Below are 18,440 nucleotides of genomic sequence, written 5' to 3' on the forward strand. Positions count from 1 at the left end.
GTTCAATCTATCTCCATTATACTTGACAAGAGGAATCTGCCAATTGCAAAAAGGTGACGTTTTCAGCGTATCGCTTCTTCGCTATGCCTTCTTCGCCGCCAGACGGTCCAAAGCAATGGCGGCGAGCGCCGCCGCCCCGACCGGGAGACACGCTTCGTTAAGCGTAAACCGGGGATGGTGCAGCCCGAAAGCCTGCTCCGCTCCCGTCTCGGGACCTGAGCCGAGCCAAAAAAAGCAGCCCGGCACCTGCTGCAAATAGACGGAAAAGTCCTCGCCCGCCATCGTCGGCTCCGCCTGTACCCGCCGCTCGCGCCCCAGAAGCCTGTCCATGGCTCGCTCAGCGTGGGCCAGACAATCGTCGTGGCTGACAAGAACCGGATTCTGCGGAATGTAACGGAGCTCGGCCTGGCAGCGATAGCCTTCGGCGATCCGCGTCACGAGCCGTTCCAGCCGCTCCCGCATCCCTATTTGCACTTCCGGCGCAAACGTCCGTACCGTCCCGGTCAGACGAGCCCGGTGCGGGATGACGTTGTTCGCTTCCCCGGCCTGCAGGCTGCCGATGGTCACCACGGCGGGGGCGAACGGCGAAAGCTCGCGGCTTACTGCGGTTTGCAGCGCTAGAACGATGGCCGAAGCCGCCACGATCGGATCGATGCACTGATCAGGGATCGCGCCGTGCCCCCCTTTGCCCTCAATGTCGATCTCGATGCGGTCGACGGAGCCCATAAGCGCCCCGGCGCGAGTCGCCAGCTTGCCCGCCGAAAGGGTCGGCAAATTGTGCAGCCCGTAAATTTCCGAGACGCCGTCCAGCGCGCCGTCCGCGATCATCGCTTTGGCGCCTGCGTTGATCTCCTCCGCCGCTTGAAACAGAAACCGCACGCTACCGTTCAACTGTTCCCGGCGCTCCGTGAGCAGTCGGGCCGCGCCGAGCAAAATCGCCGTATGCCCATCGTGGCCGCAGGCGTGCATGACGCCCGGGCGGCGCGAGGCGAACGGCAGGCCGGTCTCTTCCGTCACCGGCAGCGCGTCCATGTCGGCGCGCAGCGCAATGACGGGCCCCGGTCCGATGCCGTGAAGCTCGCCCGTCACGCCGTAGCCGCCGACGCCGGTCCGCACCTCAAGCCCGAGCCCGGTCAACTGCTCCGCCACCTTGCGGGACGTTTCCCGCTCGTCCAAACTCAGCTCGGGCTCGGCGTGAAGGTCGCGGCGAAACGCTACCAGCGAGTCCGCAAGCCGTTCCGCCGATGCCAACAGCCCATGGCTGTCCTCAACGTTCGATTTCATTCGTTCATCCTCTTCCCTTGGAAACGATATCTTTTGAAGCGCCTCATGCGCGGCTCCAGCTTAAGCGCGGGCCTGGGAACTCAAGCCATCCAGGATGCCAAATGCTCGCGGACGAACGCGTCGTCGTTCAATTCCGGGTAGTCCCGGTACATGCGGTCGATCTCCTCCGCCTGTCCCGGCGACAGCGTTTCGTGAGGATTCAGGCACCAGATGCCTTTCATCAGACCTTGACGGCGAAGCACCTCGTGGATGCCCGGGATGCATCCGGCAAACCCGTGCGCCGGATCGAAAAACGCCGCGTTCGTATCCGTAACGGCCACGTTCCGGGTCAGCCACTCGCTGCCGATCGTCCCCGATTGCCGCACTTGCTTGATCTCCTCCAGTAGCTCGACCGCTTTGTGCGTCCACACCGCCCAATGCCCGAGCAGCCCGCCGACGATCCGTTTTTCCACAGGCTTGCCATCCACCATAAAGCGGTAGACGGTCAGCAGATCGTTCACGATGTTATCGTCGTTGCCTGTGTACAGCGCAATCTCGTCGCGCCGCGGCGAGTAGCAGACGGCCCGCGCCACGTCGATCGTTTGGTATCGGTTGAACGGCGCCATTTTGATCGCCACGATGCCGGGGATGGTGGCGAACTCCTTCCAGAAGTCGAAGCTAAATACCTTTCCGCCTACGGACGGTTGCAAATAAAAGCCAATAACCGGCATCTTTTCGGCGACCCGCGCCGTACGTTCGAGGATTTGCGCCTCGCTCAAGCTTTGCAGTCCGCCCATGCTCAGCAGCCCTGCGTCATATCCGAGTCCGACCGCGGTGTCCGTTTCGTTCAGCGCCTGCTCGGTCGGGCCGCATATTCCGGCGATTTTCAGGAACGGACGCGTGATGTTGGCCCGGTCGACCTCCTCGGAGGCCATCCGCAGCACCTTCTCGAACAGATTGAATTGCGGCTCGCGGATTTCAAACTGCGTCGAGTGTACGCCCACCGCGACGCCTCCGGCGCCGGAGGCGGCATAGTAGCGGGTTAAAGCGCGCTGACTGCGCTCGTCAAGCCGTCGCTGTTCGTCCAGCGCCAGCGGATGAGCCGGAATGACCAGCCCTTCGTGCAGCGCGCGGGATTGTTCCGGTGATAACTGTTTTCTGCCGCCCATACGTTAAAATTTCCCCTCTCTTTCCTGAAAATGCGTCGGCTTGTTAATCGTCTTGCCTTCGTGCATCACCCATTCGGCCACCCAATCGATCATTTGCAAAAGCGATACCCGCGGATACCCGAACAGCTGCATGCATTTCGACGCATTGCTAAGCAGCGCCGTTTCCGCCTCCTGTCCGGTGAACACCGCTTCCGTTCCGAGCCGCTTGGCGAGCTCTGTAGCCGCATAGCGGATCGACACCGTCTCCGGACCGGTCACGTTCAACAGCTCCGCCCCCGGCTTGCAGACCAGCAGCGAACGCATCGCAATTTCGTTGGCGTCGCCCTGCCAAATGCAGTTGAAATGCCCCATGGACACGTCGATCGGACGGCCTTCCTTCACCGATTTTGCAATTTCCAGCAGCACCCCGTATCGCAGATCGATCGCATAATTGAGACGGTAGATGGAGATCGGCGTTCCGTATTGGTGGGAAAAATGCTCGAACACCCGCTCCCGCCCGAGACACGACTGCCCGTACTCGCCGACCGGCGACGGAGCCATCGATTCGCTCGCTCCGCCCTGTAAGACAGAAGTCAACGGATAGACGTTGCCGGTGGAGAATACCACGATCCGTGAATGACGGAACTTCTCCGCCACGCGGCCCGGCAAATAAGTATTCATCGCCCATGTAAAATACTCTTTTCCTGTGGTGCCGAATTTCGTTCCAGCCATATAAATGACGTTTTTCACGTCAGGCAGCTTTTGAAGCTGTTCATCGTTCAGCAGATCGCACGCAATCGTTTCGACGCCGAAGCCCTCCAGCTCTTCCTTCAGCCCTTTTTCTGAAAATCTCGACACGCCGTATACTTTGCGGTCGACCCCCGATTCCCGGATCGCGTTGATCGCCAGCTTGGCCAGACTCGGCCCCATTTTGCCGCCCACCCCAAGCAGCATGATGTCTCCCTCCAGCGACTTCATCTCCTGCACCAAAGCAGACGACGGCTCGGCAAGCTTATGCTCCAGTTCCTCCACAGTTCTCATCGTTCAAGACAGCTCCCTTCGTCACGTTTGATAACGTTTTCAAATATCATCATAGCGCCATCGAGTATTTAGAGACAAGTCTATATATTGTCTTTAAATCAACCTGGAAAACCCAAACGTTGGCGCGCAGATGGACGGATATAGGGTTGGGTCAATTCCCATGATATGGTATATTGGTTATGGCAAAGAAAGCTTGCCGTATAAACGTTTTTGGAGGTCTTATCCGGATGAAAATAAAAGTAGTTCTCGCCTGTTTGTTTGCGCTTGCCTTTGCGGCCGCGATCTGGAATGACGCACAGAAGAAACAGCCTGCGATGCCGGTCAATACAACCGCGGATTCAAATGTTTCTCCAGATGATAAAGCAAACACGATAAGCTATGTTCCAATAACAGATGACGAATACGCGTCAATCCGAAGCGCAGCGGGCACGGACAGTTTACTCATCTATAAGTTTCAAACGGATGACGAGAGGATCACCAAGATCGATTGCTGGATGGAGCGTTACGTGAACGGAGCATTTAAGGAGACGCTGGCATCGATGGGGACGAGTATTAGGCCCAACAAGCACGAAAATAAGCTGTACTGGAGCCTGACCAGTGTAAACGATAAGGAGCAGATGTGGATTGTTTCGGTGCGAGACGAAAGCGGCTCCTCCTCCGTTAAGGGCTCCATAGCTAAAGGAGCTTATCTTTCGTCAACGTGGGGCCCGATTATCGGCAGCGAAGGGATCATACCAGAGGAGCCTATTACATTAGGCGCGATCGTATGGAAGAAGGGGCAGGGCCTGACGAGTTTCATGCGAGACCCTGGCAAACTAATCCAAGCGTTCGACGAAGTTTATTTGCTGAAATGCCGTTTTAAAACTTAAACCAATTGTGTCTCCGTCTCCCAAGCCCGAGCCGCGCTCTTCCATTTGCAGAAATTGCGCCTCGGGCAAGCCCTCCGGATGAACGCCCCACGCCCGGCTTAAGTGGCACATCCCCCATACGGCGGCGACAAGCTCCCGATCCAGATGCGGAGTCTCCGGCCCCAGCTTCTTTTGCAGAATGGACAGAGCATACATGACCTCGTGAAAGTTCTCTTCGATCAAGCCGCGGTACGGGCGCAGCGACATCAGGAATCCGGTTTGACCCTTCGGATGGTCGATCGCCTCATCCATTGAGAAACTGTGCAGCATCAGCAGCCGCTGTGCCTCTTCTTCCGTCATGGTTTCCCTCCCACTATTCCTTTCTTTTCAGCGAACCCGTTACTTCACTTCTTCATAGAGAGACAAAATTCCTTGTACGACAGCCCGCGAATATGACAATCCTTTCATTTGCGTCCAATTTAATGGAAGCCAAAAAGACCGCGGCCCCGGGATTTCGCAGGTTCAACGCGGTCTTTGCAGCTACAACTCCAACTATATGCATATGCTCAATGCTTACGATCGACATAGCGTCCGTAATCCGGAACAGCCACATTCTCAAATTGCCTGACCAGCTTCGCGAGCCCCTGAGCGAGCTCGTCACCGAATACCGGTACCCCGTGCCCTGTTACGGCGGCCGCGGGCTTCAACGCTTCCAGTCTCTGAACGGATTCCTTGGCCGCCTTCCAATCCGTCGTATAATAGCGAGGCGGGCCGCAAATCTCTTCATATTGCAAAATGACCTTAAACAGGGAATCCTGACGTACTGTGAGGAAAGCGTCGCCGGCGATCAGCGTGCGGTCGGCCTCCCGGAACAGCGATACATGGCCCGGCGAATGACCGGGCGTTGGTATCCAGCGCCATTCCGGCAGTCCGGGAATGGTACTATCGGAGGGAAGCGCCCGGACATGCTGGCCCAAGTTGATCGGCTCGTTCGGAAATAAGGGGGACAGCTTGGCGAGCAGCCCGCCTTCGACGGACGCGTCGGGGTCCGGGTAGCTTTGCCGCCCGGTTACATACGGCAGCTCCAGCTCGTGGGCGTATACCGGAACCTGCCAAACCTCCGCCAGCTCGACAACGGCGCCCACATGGTCGAAATGACCATGGGTCAGCACAATGGCCTTCGGTTTGCTGTGTTCTCCGAACTGCTCCCGAACCGCCTGTAGGATCGTATCGGCCGAATCCGGCATTCCGGCGTCTACCAGTACCCATCCGTCGGCCGGTTCGCGATTCCCGATAAAGCAGACGTTAACCACTTGGATGGTCAGACATGAGACCCGCTCCGCCGCCGTCTGCAACGCTCCGCTTTTGACGGAAGTGATTGGAATATACTTGTGGTCCAATGTATTTTCAATGTCTCGATCCGTATTCGGTTTCGTCATAGATTCTCCTTTGCTTTCTGAGCAGTTTATTGGTTAGTATGCGGATGCTTTCCACCAATTATGAGCAAAAAGAAGGAACCGGGCGGAGGCTCAACGAATCTTATGTAAAGAAACTGTTATTTTTCAACTTTCTAGGAGTGAGCGTATGAAAATTGTAAAAGTGGCATCCCATGAGCAGCCTCCAATAGATTTACTGCTATTAGCCGATCCTTCCCCTAGTCTGGTTGAACAATATATTCAAAGAGGCCAGAAATCGGCACCGGCAATTCAAGCATCGGTCAGCTCAGGCTTGAACGCGGACTTTCGCACGATCCAGATAAACGGAGTATAAATAAGTGCAGAGCGGCAGGCTCCATAAAAAAATCGCAAAGGGTAAATACTGTTCCACCGGCACGCCGACGAACGTGCTGCACAGCACGGCCAGCAAATTCCACGGTACGACCGCGGCCAGAACGGCGCTCGTATCGGCGATGACGCGCGAGAGGTGCGCGGAGCTGAACCGGCGGTTCCATAGCGGCAAAATGTTGCGACCGGACATGATGATCGGCAGCGTCTGCGTGCAGGAGATCAGACAGAGGACGAAGCCGAACGTTCCCGTGCGCCATGTGGCGGAAGCGAGCGAAGGCATGGCCCCCATCATCCGCTCGATGTATGCGCCGATCATGTTCGACCGTTCCAGAATGCCGTTGAACGCCCCGGCCAGCACAATAAGCGAGACGAGGCTGATCATGCTCAGCAATCCCTTGCCTTCGACAATCGAATGCTCCGCCCCGCTCCACATCGCTTTCAGCCATGCGGCCGGCCCGATCCCTTTTTGCAGGCTTCCTATTATAATAGCGGCGGCAATGGATAACAGAAATCCGTATTTCGTCTTCAGCCGCAGCACGATCGAGCCGAGAAGCACAAAAATCGGGATCAGGAGTACGAGCGATTCGCCGAGATTGGAAGGAATGAGGCTGGCCGGTTGCTCCACCGGACCGTGCGCCGTCCGCAGATCGAGCCACCCGTAAAAGGCCAGCGAGGCAAGCACGGCTAGCGCCGAAGTTGGAGCCATCGCCCGCCATTGCCGCGGGACGGACGTCTCGGTCGAAGCTGCGATTAACTGGTGGGCGCTGGAAAACGGCGACGTCCGGTCGCCGACAAAGATGCCGGAGACGACGGCCCCGGCGGCGTATGGCAGCGGAACACCCACATGGATCGCCATCCCGATGAGCGGAACGCCGACCGCGCTGAGCGTCCCGGTCGAGGTCCCGAGAATCATTGACACGAACGCGCAGATCAGAAACGAAAAAGTCAGCGCATACTGCGGCTGCACGACAGCAAGCGCCCATTGAATCAGCTCGTCCATCGTCCCGCTGACCGCCCAGCAAGGAAGAATCATGCCGACGAGCAGCAGCAGCCAGACGACCTCCTTCGTACGGCGAACGCCTTCCAGTATCCCGGCGCCAAGCTCCTTGCCTCCTATTCCGCTGCGGAGCGAAATCAGAATAAGGGCCAGCAGCCCTGCGGAAAAGCCGAAGACAACCGGAATTTGGGCCATATAGGCCGATGCGATGCCAAGCACGGTAATTCCTACAATGATTACAAGCTGACGAAACGACATCGAAAATCCCTTTCCATTTCTATGAGAATGTTTGTTCGTCCATTATATCACGACGCAGCTAAATTTTGATCCCCTTCGGGGGATTCCCATGACAAAAAAATTTGTTTGTAGTTAAAATGGTACCGCTGCCACCCGAAACTTTAAAAAGGAGAAATGAAGCATGACCGCCGAAAAAGGGCCCTTCGATCAGCATTTCGACAGTCTGGAAACGTTAGCCGAAACCATCAGCGAGGTGCTTCGCTGCCCGGTTACGATTGAAGACGCCAATCATCGGCTTGTCGCCTACAGCGCGCACGATCGTCAGACGGACGAAGCCCGCATCGCGACCATCATCGGCCGGCGGGTACCTGAGAAGGTGGTGCAAAGCTTGTGGAGGCAAGGGGCTATTCCGCAGCTTATGAAGTCCGACGAGCCGGTCAGAATCGCCTCAATTACGGATGTCGGTCTTGGGGACCGCGTTGCCGTCGCCATTCGCAAAGACGAGGAAGTTCTTGGATATATTTGGGCGCTTGAGGTGCAGCAGCCCATCGACCATAACGGCATGCAGCAATTAAAAAAGGCCGCGCAAACGGCCAAACAAAAGCTGCTGCAGATTCAAACGCGCAAACGCAAGCAGGAGGTAGGTTATCAGGAGTTTTTCTGGCAGCTGCTTACGGGACATCTGACCGCCGAAGAAGCCGTCCGGGACAAAGCGGCTCAAATCCATTTGACGCTGCCTCCCGCTTTTTACGTCATGGTGTTCGAATTTCCCGAATCGATCGATGATCATCGGCTCCAGCAAATCCGCTATCTGATGTCGGTGACGCAGCGCATCTCCGTCGTATGCCATGCGTCGGATCACCATCATTTCATTCTGCTCGCTTCCCCTTCCGAATCGACGTCTTGGAAAGAGCATGCCAGCGGCTTTATCAATCATTTTGCCAAGCAGATGCAGGACCGGTTTCGCGTGTCCGCGATGGCCTCCGCCTGCGGCTCTCTGTACGAAGATTACGGCATGGTCGAGACGAGCTACCGCGAAGCGCTCACGCTGCTGCGCCTGAAGAAGCTGTTCCCGAATCAAACGAAAATTCACCACTACGAAGAGCTGGGCTTTTACCGGTTCCTGCCCCCCATTTACGAATACAAGCAGTCCCACCGGATGGTGAACCGCCACTTGCAGCGGCTTAAAGAATACGACCGGGACCATCATACGAATCTGCTGGATACGCTGGAGACGTTTCTGATGCACGACAGCAATGCCAAGGAGGCTGCTGCCGCGCTTCATATCCATACGAATACGATGAACTATCGTCTGTCCCGGATTGCCGAAATCGGCGAGATCGACTTAAAAAGCATGGACCAGAAGGTAGCGCTTTACATCGATCTGAAGACCAATAAGCTCATGTCCTCCTGATCCATGCCGTTCGATTTGCCTATACCTGCGTCGCGCTGTCGTCTACGCGTCTTTCCACGCCGTTCGTTCCGGCAGAGGGGGCGCTTTTTTTCTTTTTCACGAAATAAACCACGAGCAGGATCGCATACCATACCGGGCCGACCAGCAGCGCAATCCGGGTATCCGGGGAGTAAGCCATAATCCCGACCACGAACACGAGGAATGCCAGCACGACGTAAGAGCTGTAAGGCGCAAGCGGCATTTTGTAAATCAACTTGGCGGCTTGATCAGCTGAAAGTTTCTTGCGGAAACGGAGTTGCGAGATCAGAATGACCGCCCATACCCAAATGACCGCAAACGTAGCGATACTGGTAACCATGGTAAACGCTTTTTCCGGAACGATGTAATTGAGCACGACGCCGATCAACAGGAAGAAAGCCGATACAATAATAGCACGGGATGGAACGCCGGAACGAGATACCTTCTCAAAGCTTGCAGGCGCTTCTCCTTGCTGCGCCAAGTTGTACAGCATGCGGCCATTGCTGAAAATGCCGCTGTTGCAGGACGAAAGCGCGGCAGTCAGCACGACAAAGTTGATGATACCTGCGGCGTAAGGAATGCCCAGCTTCTCGAAGGTCATCACGAACGGGCTGCCCTTGAGGCCGATTTCCGTCCACGGATAGATCGACATGATGACGAACAGCGCGCCGACATAGAAGATAAGAATGCGCCAGAACACGTTGTCGATTGCTCTTGTGAGCGCTTTCGCAGGGTCCTTGACTTCACCGGCCGTAACCCCGATCATTTCGATTCCGAGATAGGCGAACATGATCATCTGCATCGCTAGCAGCACGCCCGACCAGCCGTTCGCAAAAAAGCCTCCGTGACTCCACAGGTTGCTGATTCCGATGGCGATGCCGCCGTTCCCCAGACCGAATACGATCATGCCTACGCCGACGACGATCATGAAGATGATCGTGACGATTTTAATGAGCGCGAACCAAAACTCCAGCTCGCCGTAAACTTTAACGGCAATCAGATTGACCAGGCTCATGATGACCAGCGCCGCCAGCGCCCAAATCCACCTCGGCACCCCCGGATACCAATACTCCATATAAATCCCGACGGCGGTAATTTCGGCCATACACGTAACGACCCAAATAAACCAATAGTTCCATCCCGTCAAAAAGCCGAACACCGGACTCATATATTCCCGGGCATAACGGCTGAACGAACCGGCCACCGGCTGCTGAACGGCCATCTCCCCCAGCGCCCGCATAATGAAAAATATCGCCAGCCCGCCGATCATGTAGCCGATCAGTATCGCAGGCCCGGCTACCTTAATTGCCGATGCGGACCCCAGAAACAAGCCGACGCCGATTGCCGCGCCAAGCGACATTAGAGTAATATGCTTTTGCTCCAGTCCCCGCTTTAATTCATTGTTGTTTTTCACAAAAAATCTCCTCCGATAGTTAATTTCCGGAACTTCAGTATGCGCTTACATTCGCTTTTGTGACGAATTGATGTCTAAATCGTAGCACACTCGTTCCCGTCTGCATTTGTCTTGTTACTCAAAAATGATCCAACCCATTTGTGATATTCCACAAAAAGGCCCATCCCGCCTGCGGAAACGCTTTCGTTTTGTGAAAAAACACAAAAGCATCCAATTCTTTTCAGCTCGTTTCACGAAGAAAAACGCCGGATTTGTTCGATATACTCAGCTTACCGAAACAATCCAACAACATTTTCAAGGGAGATGGCAATCATGATTATCGGTGTGCCAAAAGAAATTAAAAACAATGAAAACCGCGTGGCCATTACGCCTGCCGGCGTGTCCACAGTTGTACAGTCGGGCCATGGCGTGTATATTGAAAAAGGAGCAGGCCTTGGCAGCGGCTTCACGGACGAGCAATATGCGGCAGCCGGAGCCTTGATCGCCGATGCCGCGCAAGAGGTTTGGGAAAAATCCCAAATGATCATGAAAGTCAAAGAACCGCTTCCTTCCGAATACGGTTATTTCCGGGAAGGTCTGATTTTGTTCACCTACCTGCACCTGGCTGCCGATGCGGAATTGGCCGCGGCCTTGACCAAATCGGGTGTCGTTTCCATTGCGTACGAAACGGTTGAAGTCAACCGCACGCTCCCGCTTTTGACTCCGATGAGCGAGGTCGCAGGCCGGATGGCGACGCAAATCGGAGCGCAGTTTCTGGAGAAGCCGTATGGCGGAAAAGGCGTGCTGCTCGCCGGCGTGCCCGGAGTACAGCGGGCCAAAGTCACGGTCATCGGCGGCGGCGTAGTCGGCACGAACGCAGCGAAAATCGCTGTCGGTTTAGGCGCGGATGTGACAGTCATCGATTTGAGCGCAGACCGGCTCCGTCAGCTTGACGATCAGTTCGGAGCGCAAATTCAAACGCTCATGTCCAATCCTTATAACATCGCTCAAGCGGTCCGTCAATCCGATCTCGTCATCGGAGCGGTGCTCATTCCAGGAGCCAAAGCGCCTAAGCTGGTTAGCGAAGATATGGTACGCAGCATGTCGCCAGGCTCCGTTGTTGTCGATGTTGCCATTGATCAGGGCGGAATCTTCGCCACGGTTGACCGCATCACGACCCACGATGCGCCTACGTATGTTAAGCACGGCGTGGTCCACTATGCGGTAGCCAATATGCCGGGGGCGGTTCCGAACACCTCCACCATCGCACTGACGAACGTGACGATTCCGTACGCGCTGCAAATCGCGAACAAAGGCGTGAAGCAAGCGATCGCCGACAGCCCGGCCTTGGCCAAAGGTCTCACCACGGCAGGCGGCGCCATCACATACGAAGCGGTTGCAAAAGATCTGAATTACGACTATGTACCCGCGGACAAAGCGCTGGAAACCGTATCTAGTCGATAACTAAACAAAACTCCCCCGTCATTGGGGGAGATTATTGTTTATTCCGCAAATCATCATTAAGGAGCAGCACAACATGCACACAAGGAACGATAGGAATGTGAAACCGCACGAAGAGCTTCCCTGTTCGATTATGACCGAACCAGACTACGCGGATTGGGACGGCAGCCTCAGCCACCGACCGACGCTGGCCGAAATCTCGCTGGATGCCATCGCCTCGAACGCGGCGTACTTTAAGTCGCTGCTCCAGCCCGGCTGCCAGTGGATGGCAGTGGTCAAAGCGAACGGGTACGGCCACGGCGCGGTGGAAACCGCTAGGGCGGCACTGAGCGCCGGTGCGGACCATCTCGGAGTCGCTTTTCTGGATGAGGCGCTCCGCCTGCGGTCGGCCGGCATTGCCGCCCCGATCCTTGTGCTCGGCTACACGCCCCCGGAAGCGATCCGGGAGGCCGTGGCCGCCGACGTGACGCTGACGGTGTTTACCGGCGAGACAGTTGAAACGGTGATGCGTGAAGCGGAGAGCTTAGGCCGGACAGCCCGGATTCATCTCAAGATCGAAACCGGGATGAACCGGCTCGGGGTGACGTCCGCGGATGCCGCGCTGCGGCTTGCCCGTCGTGTAAATGAGAGCCCCTATGTGACGCTGGAGGGCGTATTTACTCATTTTGCCAATGCAGATCATCCGAGTCAAGCTTACACGGAGCTGCAATTTGCCCGGCTGCTCGAATTTCGCAGCGCTTTTGAGGAAGCCGGTATCTCCGTTCCTGTCTGGCATTGCTGCAACACCGCCGCAACCATTGCTTCTCCCCATATGCACTTGGATATGGTTCGTGTCGGGATCGGCCTTTACGGCTTGAAGCCGTCGGTAAGAGGCGCTATCGCAGGCGCTCCCCTCATACCGGCCATGCGGCTCAAATCGCAAATCATATCGCTCAAGGACGTCCCGGCGTTGGAGCCGGTCAGCTACGGGTGTACGTTTGCCTCCGACAAAGATACCAGAATTGCCACCGTGCCGCTCGGATACGCGGACGGTATGCCGCGGGCGCTCTCCAATAAGGGAACTGCGACAGTGGGCGGGCAGTCTGTGCCGATCGCCGGAACGATCTGTATGGATCAGTTGATGCTCGACGTTACCGCCATTCCGGACGCGAAGCCCGGCGATGAAGTATTGCTTTTCGGCACGCCGGAAGACAAAGTGACCGCCGCCGATGTGGCAAGCCATGCGTATACAATCCACTATGAGATCGTATGCGGCATCGGCGCCCGGGTTCCCCGGGTTTATGTGAAGGAGGGCCGGACAATGTCCACGCGTTTTATATGATAGGACGGCACGACAAACGGGCAGGGTCTCCCCTGCCCGTTTCGTTGTATGCTCAAGCACGTTCTAGGTCAGGCAAAAACCGTCGACCCGTTGTCCGTTAATGATATCTGCTAAGCGACGGCCGCGAAGCGTCGGATCGCTGCCTGCGGGACTTGAACCAGAACAAGGTCAAACCCACGGCGCTCAACCCGAATACCCCCGCCAAATAAAATCCGCTCTTGAGTCCCGCCCACTCGTTCAAGCCACCGGCCAAGAACGGCCCCGCAAACATGCCGATCGCATAGACTGCCTGGTACAGCCCCATCGCTGTAGCCCTCTTTTGTTCCGGGATGTGCTGTATCGAGAGTCCCAAGAGCAGCGGGAAATGCAGTCCTTGGAAAAATCCGTTAACCGCCTGCGTCAGCAGCAGCAGCCCGAAGCCGGGCACCAGTGAAGTTGCCGCCGAGCACACGGCGCTGACCGCAAAGCCGAGCAGTACAACGTTCCACGCTCCGAAGCGCGGGGCAAATACTTTGCCGGTCATAAACGAGCTGACGGCGTGCGGAATCATGAAAGCAAATACAAGCAGTGTCAGCCCAGCCTCGTCCGCCCCCAGCGATAAGGCGTACGAGGGCGTAAAACCGAACATCGTAATAAACAAGACACTGTGCGCCAAAATGGACAACGAAGAAACCTTGAGCAGCAGCTTATCCTTCATTACCGGCGCGAGATCGGCGAAACGCATCGGTGACCGGTCGCCGCTTTCCTTCGGTTCCTTCAGCAGGAAGGCAAGCGCGAGTCCGGCCAGTCCGATGACCGACCCGGTCCAGAATGCGGCGTTCCACCCGCCCCATTTGACCAAGTAGCCGCTCATGCTCATGCCGAAAAGCTGCCCGGCGACGGTGAGCAGGCTGATTGTGCCCATCGCTCGGGTCGCTTGTTCGCCGCGATATAATCCGGCATACATGACGGTAAACGCAACCCAGGTCGAGGCGCCTACCCCCGACAGCACGCGGCCGGCGAACGCCCAGCCAAGCTGCTCGCCCAAGGCGAAGCATAGGCAGCTGGCCGCGGTACACAGCATGCCGAGCAGAATGAACGGCTTCCGGCTCTTGAAACGGTCGGACGTGATCCCGAGCGGCAGACGCAGCACGATCTGCGTCAACCCGTAGCTGCCGAGCACGATCCCGGCCATCGTGTAGGAGGCGCCCAGATGATCAAGGTATGGCGAGAGGATCGGCACGTAGACATAGAGCGAGCACCAATATAGCAAAGTGACCAGCACAAAGATCGTATGATTCATTCGCTCTGCGGTTGTCGATTTCATGATGAGTTTTCTTCCCTCTTATAAGCTTAGCTGCAGAATAGCCTTGACATCGTCCTCATGCAGTACCTTGAACGATCCGATCGGGCCGAACTTAACGGCTTCCTTCGCCATTCGGCCGATTTCGCTGTCCCCGATACCGAGATCGGCCAAACGGGCAGGCGCGCCGATGCGCGTAAAATAATCTCTCGTCGCCTGAATGCCGGCCAACGCGATTTCTTCTTCGCTTTTGCCTGCGGGATCGATGTTCCACACCCGGACGGCAAACTGCACGAACCGGTTCGGACGGCTGCGGTATACATACTTCATCCAGTTCGGAAACAAAATGGAAAGTCCCGCCGCATGCGCAATATCATAGATCGCACTCACTTCATGCTCGATAGCGTGCGTCGCCCAGTCGGTCTGCACGCCGACGCTGATCATGCCGCCGTTCAGCGCATAGGTGCCGCACAGCATCAGGTTCGCGCGAGCCTCGTATTGCTCGGGCTCGGCCAGAGCCCGTTCACCGTTCTCGATAATCGTTTGCAGGATCGACTCGCAAAGCCGTTCTTGCAGAGGCGTGTCCGGCGTGAGGCTGAAATATTGCTCGAAGACGTGCGACATCATGTCCACGACCCCATTCACCGTTTGATCCGCAGGCACCGTGTACGTCAGTGTCGGATCCAGAATGGAAAATTGGGGATAAGCGTAAAGGCTGGCGAACGATTTCTTCAGCTTTTCTTCCCAGTTGGTGATGACGGCGTTGCCGTTCATTTCGGAGCCCGTTGCGGATAAGGTCAACACCGTGCCGAGCGGCAGCGCCGCCGTAATATTCGCTTTGCGCATCAGAAAATCCCAGACGTCTCCCTCATACGGGACGCCGACGGCGACGGCTTTGGCTGCGTCGATTACGCTGCCTCCACCTACGGCCAGAATCAAATCGACGCCTTCCGCGCGGCACAGTTCGATTCCTTTGCGCACTGTCGTAACCCGGGGATTCGGCTCAACTCCGGGCAGTTCGACAGTTCGGACACCTACGTTGGCAAGCTGCGTGAGGACGCGATCGTACAAGCCGGTCTTTTTGATGCTTCCTCCGCCATAAACAAGCAGTACCGTTTTGCTGCCGCAGGCTGCTACTTGCTCGCCCAGTTGCTCCAGCTTGCCCGCACCGAACAAGATTTTAGTAGGATTATGAAAATCAAATGAATTCATCGTCTTTCCTCCTTCGATACTCATGCATTCTATATATTATACTAGTTCGTTTGTTTGTCCGAAACCCGCTTTTAGCTATAACGCAAAAGCAAGCAGAAATCGTCTGGTGTAGACGACAATCTGCTTGCTTCTTAGGGATGGAAAACTTTTCACTGTTTCTTTTCATATACCTTGATTTTTTTAATGTGCGTTCGTATTTAGTTATTAACGGTCAAAAGTATATTCCCCTCAAAAATATAAAGTATTTCTTTAAATTTTTCCTTCTTGAGATCATACGTTCCGATTACATCCACTTTTTCAGATGCATAGGTTTTGTTTGCATCCAGCTTTTTTAGCTTTTGAAGGACCTGCTTCTGATGATTTTCATTGATTTCATTGATTGGGAGCGTTGCGCGAGCCCCATGTACTATACCTGTTTTAGTCTCATAGTGGGCTTTATATTTTCCGTCTACCGATTTAGCCGCTACAAGCTGTCCAAATTCCACCTCGCCAACATCCTGCAACTTTATCTCTTTCCCCGCAAATTGCTTCATCACTTTCTGTAGCTTTGAGGCTATCTTTTTGTCAATCTTAACCTTCTTAGCCTCCGGCTGCTTCTGCTCTTGTGCAGCCGCAACTCCTGCAGGAAGCGGTCGTAGCAAAGGAATTGGCAAATGGTCAAATCCACAACTGTGTGTGTAGATTCCCCTGAGTAAATTCGCTGCTTGCTCTAACGTAATCGCACAATTTTGGACTTGACCGATTACACTTCTTCCGAAAAGAAATATGCCTTACGCTTCCGGCTTTGCATTCGAATCGGCGGGAGGGGCCGGGACTAGAGCCGATTGATTCGCCACAGAATTTTGCTGACTCGAGCGATTCGTCAAGCTTTTCACCAGCTTCTCCACGTCCAGTCCGCTGACGCTCTTCAGCATTTCCGGCGCTGTCGCCATCAGCTGCGTCACATAGTTGCTGACCCGCGCCGCGCCTTCGCCATGACCGGTATCGACAATCGTAAGCTTGTCGATCGATTTGATCGGCTCGGCCACCTTGCCTGCCAGCTCAGGCAGCATCTTGACGATGATGTCGAGGACAGCCGCTTCGCCGAACTTCTCGAACGCCTCCGCGAGTTTCTGCTTCGCTTCCGCTTCGGCCAAGCCGCGCAGCCGGATCACTTCCGCCTCCGCCGTTCCTTTGGCCCGCTCGGCATCCGCGATCGCCAGACCCTCCAGCCGCTTCTGCTCCGCCTGCGCTCTCGCCTCCGCTTCGATGCGGTACTGCATGGCGTCCGCTTGCGTGATCTGCTTCGCCTTCTCCGCTTCCGCCGCCTGAACGACCGCATACCGATCAGCGTCCGCCTTCTTCTTCACCTCGGCGTCATACTGCTTCTCGCGGCGTAAAATCTCCTTCGCTTCGAGGTCGATTTCACGCTCCTTCCGCACAAGCTCCACGCGCATTTGCTCCTCGACGACGCTTTGCTTCGAACGCGCCTCCTGAACGTGGTAAGCCTGGTCCGCTTCCGCACGGGCCATATCCTGATCCTTCTTGAAGGCAGCTACCTTCAGCTCCTTCTCCTTCGAAGCCTCGGCGATGTTCGTGTCCCGCAGCAGCTCGGCCTTCTGCCCTTCCTCCTCGGCGCGCGCCTTCTGAATCCGCGCATCGCGGAGCGCTTCCGCTTCAGCGATTTCCGCATCGCGCTTCACCGCGGCGATCCGCGGCTTACCAAGCGCATCCAGGTAGCCCTGCTTGTCGCGAACGTCCTTGATGGTGAAGGAAACGATCTGCAGCCCCATTTTTTTCAAATCCTTAGCTGCGACGCCCTGAACCTCCTGCGCAAAACGGTCCCGGTTCCGGTATACTTCCTCCACCGTCATCGAACCGAGAATAGCCCGCAAATGGCCTTCCAGCACTTCCTGCGCCTCTCCTTTAAGCGCTTCCGTAGGCTTGCCCATAAACTGCTCCGCCGCCGTAGCGATATCCTCGACGGCCCCGCCGATCTTGATGATCGCCACGCCGTCGGCAAGCACCGGCACCCCTTGCTCCGTATATACTTCGGGAGTCGAGACATCGAGCTTATGCGACAGCAGCGACAAAAACTCGGCCCGCTGGAATACGGGAAGAATGAACGAACCACCGCCGCGTACGATTTTGATTTTGCGTCCGTTGTCGTCCGTCAATACGTTTTTGCTGCCTAGAAACGAACCTGTCACGATCATCGCTTCGTCCGGGCTGACCGTTTTGTACCGCGCCCAGAACGCCAGGCCCAACACTACGATAACGGCAACGACAATCACGGGAACCAACAAGGCATCGCTTATTCCATCCATCTGCACCGCTCCTTCGATAAGTAATTAATGATTGGAGTCCAGACAAGACACAAGCAGTGCGCCGTCCTTCACTTCCACCGTCACAACCTTAAGACCTGCCGCAATCTCCGTCCCGTCGAAGCTTTCCGCGATTTGATTCGTCACGCCGCCGCCGATCCGCATCACAACCTCGCCGCTGCCTCGCGCGGGAATCGGCACGGTCACTTCGCCGATGCCGCCGATCAAATCCTGCATTGAGAAGGCGACCGAATTTTCGGTTTTTTCCATCGGCTTCACGTAGACAAAATAAATCAGAACGGCAGATGCGGCAGCAACCAGCAAGGATAGGACAAAGACCACCCCCGCTACCAAAGACGTATAGCCCGTCAGCAGCACTCCGGCCCCGCCAAGCACCGTAATCGCAGTGAAGAGCACCATCGGCTGCAGCCAGTGAAGCGCGTCGGCGGACATGAAATCGAACATCCCGTCCAGCGCGTTGCTGAGCAAGTCGCCGAGCAGCACCGTCACCAAGGCGAATAGGACGCCGGTAATCAGCAGCCCCCAATACACTCCAAGCATGTCCTTCCCTCCTGACCGTCTAGGGTTATGCACTCATGACGTAATACGCATAATACGAGTAAAAGTTTCTCTTTAATCCCACATTTCGCAGGTGAAACTGCGCGAAAATCAAATTTATTGAAGGGAAATCACCAACTTCCAGAGAATGTAAGGG

The 18,440-nt window shown here is 55.9% G+C and carries 16 protein-coding genes; 4 read left to right on the forward strand and 12 right to left on the reverse strand.

What is annotated here, in order from left to right:
• Positions 1-81 precede the first annotated feature (81 nt).
• From NLX71_RS12465 to NLX71_RS12475, 3 genes are all read right to left on the reverse strand, one after another.
• A complete protein-coding gene (locus NLX71_RS12465) occupies positions 82-1,284 on the reverse strand; it encodes a M20 metallopeptidase family protein (RefSeq protein WP_254363964.1) in 1,203 nt (400 codons plus the stop codon).
• A gap of 80 nt (positions 1,285-1,364) precedes the next feature.
• Positions 1,365-2,432 carry a dihydrodipicolinate synthase family protein gene (locus NLX71_RS12470; protein ID WP_254363965.1) on the reverse strand — a complete coding sequence of 356 codons (1,068 nt, stop codon included), beginning with the start codon at positions 2,430-2,432 and terminating at the stop codon, positions 1,365-1,367.
• Positions 2,433-2,435: 3 nt separating this feature from the next.
• The gene (locus NLX71_RS12475) at positions 2,436-3,452 is read right to left on the reverse strand and encodes an NAD-dependent epimerase/dehydratase family protein (protein WP_254363966.1); all 1,017 of its coding nucleotides are present in this window, start codon (positions 3,450-3,452) and stop codon (positions 2,436-2,438) included.
• A 227-nt stretch (positions 3,453-3,679) separates the two neighbouring features.
• Here NLX71_RS12475 and NLX71_RS12480 point away from each other — a divergent pair, with 227 nt between their 5' ends.
• Entirely contained in the window at positions 3,680-4,321 is a 642-nt protein-coding gene (locus NLX71_RS12480) for a hypothetical protein (RefSeq protein ID WP_254363967.1), read from the forward strand.
• On the opposite strand, the gene NLX71_RS12485 is transcribed toward NLX71_RS12480, so the two are convergent.
• The 3 genes from NLX71_RS12485 to NLX71_RS12500 all read right to left on the reverse strand — a co-directional run bounded on the left by NLX71_RS12485 (position 4,268) and on the right by NLX71_RS12500 (position 7,342).
• Positions 4,268-4,660: a hypothetical protein gene (locus tag NLX71_RS12485; protein ID WP_254363968.1), complete on the reverse strand. Its 393-nt coding sequence runs from the start codon at positions 4,658-4,660 to the stop codon at positions 4,268-4,270. The two genes, NLX71_RS12480 and NLX71_RS12485, sit on opposite strands and share 54 nt — an antisense overlap.
• Before the next feature lie 206 nt (positions 4,661-4,866).
• A complete protein-coding gene (locus NLX71_RS12490) occupies positions 4,867-5,739 on the reverse strand; it encodes an MBL fold metallo-hydrolase (protein WP_254363969.1) in 873 nt (290 codons plus the stop codon).
• A 283-nt stretch (positions 5,740-6,022) separates the two neighbouring features.
• Positions 6,023-7,342, reverse strand: a complete 1,320-nt coding sequence (locus NLX71_RS12500; RefSeq protein ID WP_254363970.1) for a Na+/H+ antiporter NhaC family protein — start codon at positions 7,340-7,342, stop codon at positions 6,023-6,025.
• A gap of 160 nt (positions 7,343-7,502) precedes the next feature.
• Here NLX71_RS12500 and NLX71_RS12505 point away from each other — a divergent pair, with 160 nt between their 5' ends.
• Entirely contained in the window at positions 7,503-8,735 is a 1,233-nt protein-coding gene (locus tag NLX71_RS12505) for a PucR family transcriptional regulator (protein ID WP_254363971.1), read from the forward strand.
• Positions 8,736-8,754: 19 nt separating this feature from the next.
• On the opposite strand, the gene NLX71_RS12510 is transcribed toward NLX71_RS12505, so the two are convergent.
• Positions 8,755-10,167 carry an amino acid permease gene (locus NLX71_RS12510; protein WP_375377915.1) on the reverse strand — a complete coding sequence of 471 codons (1,413 nt, stop codon included), beginning with the start codon at positions 10,165-10,167 and terminating at the stop codon, positions 8,755-8,757.
• Positions 10,168-10,479: 312 nt separating this feature from the next.
• Between NLX71_RS12510 and ald the strand changes: the two genes are divergently transcribed.
• A complete protein-coding gene (ald, locus tag NLX71_RS12515) occupies positions 10,480-11,610 on the forward strand; it encodes an alanine dehydrogenase (protein ID WP_254363972.1) in 1,131 nt (376 codons plus the stop codon).
• A gap of 73 nt (positions 11,611-11,683) precedes the next feature.
• Positions 11,684-12,928 (forward strand): alanine racemase, encoded by a 1,245-nt coding sequence (gene alr, locus NLX71_RS12520; protein ID WP_254363973.1) that lies wholly within the window; start codon positions 11,684-11,686, stop codon positions 12,926-12,928.
• A gap of 97 nt (positions 12,929-13,025) precedes the next feature.
• On the opposite strand, the gene NLX71_RS12525 is transcribed toward alr, so the two are convergent.
• The 5 genes from NLX71_RS12525 to NLX71_RS12545 all read right to left on the reverse strand — a co-directional run bounded on the left by NLX71_RS12525 (position 13,026) and on the right by NLX71_RS12545 (position 18,286).
• A complete protein-coding gene (locus tag NLX71_RS12525; RefSeq protein ID WP_254363974.1) occupies positions 13,026-14,234 on the reverse strand; it encodes an MFS transporter in 1,209 nt (402 codons plus the stop codon).
• Between the two features lie 18 nt (positions 14,235-14,252).
• Entirely contained in the window at positions 14,253-15,422 is a 1,170-nt protein-coding gene (locus NLX71_RS12530; protein WP_254363975.1) for an iron-containing alcohol dehydrogenase, read from the reverse strand.
• Between the two features lie 197 nt (positions 15,423-15,619).
• Positions 15,620-16,075 carry a hypothetical protein gene (locus NLX71_RS12535; RefSeq protein ID WP_254363976.1) on the reverse strand — a complete coding sequence of 152 codons (456 nt, stop codon included), beginning with the start codon at positions 16,073-16,075 and terminating at the stop codon, positions 15,620-15,622.
• Between the two features lie 117 nt (positions 16,076-16,192).
• Positions 16,193-17,728: a flotillin lipid rafts scaffold protein FloT gene (locus tag NLX71_RS12540; RefSeq protein WP_254363977.1), complete on the reverse strand. Its 1,536-nt coding sequence runs from the start codon at positions 17,726-17,728 to the stop codon at positions 16,193-16,195.
• A gap of 24 nt (positions 17,729-17,752) precedes the next feature.
• Positions 17,753-18,286: an NfeD family membrane protein gene (locus NLX71_RS12545; protein WP_254363978.1), complete on the reverse strand. Its 534-nt coding sequence runs from the start codon at positions 18,284-18,286 to the stop codon at positions 17,753-17,755.
• Positions 18,287-18,440 lie beyond the last annotated feature (154 nt).

The sequence above is a fragment of the Paenibacillus sp. MZ04-78.2 genome (assembly GCF_024213375.1).
In the GTDB taxonomy this organism is placed as follows: Bacteria; Bacillota; Bacilli; order Paenibacillales; family NBRC-103111; genus Paenibacillus_G.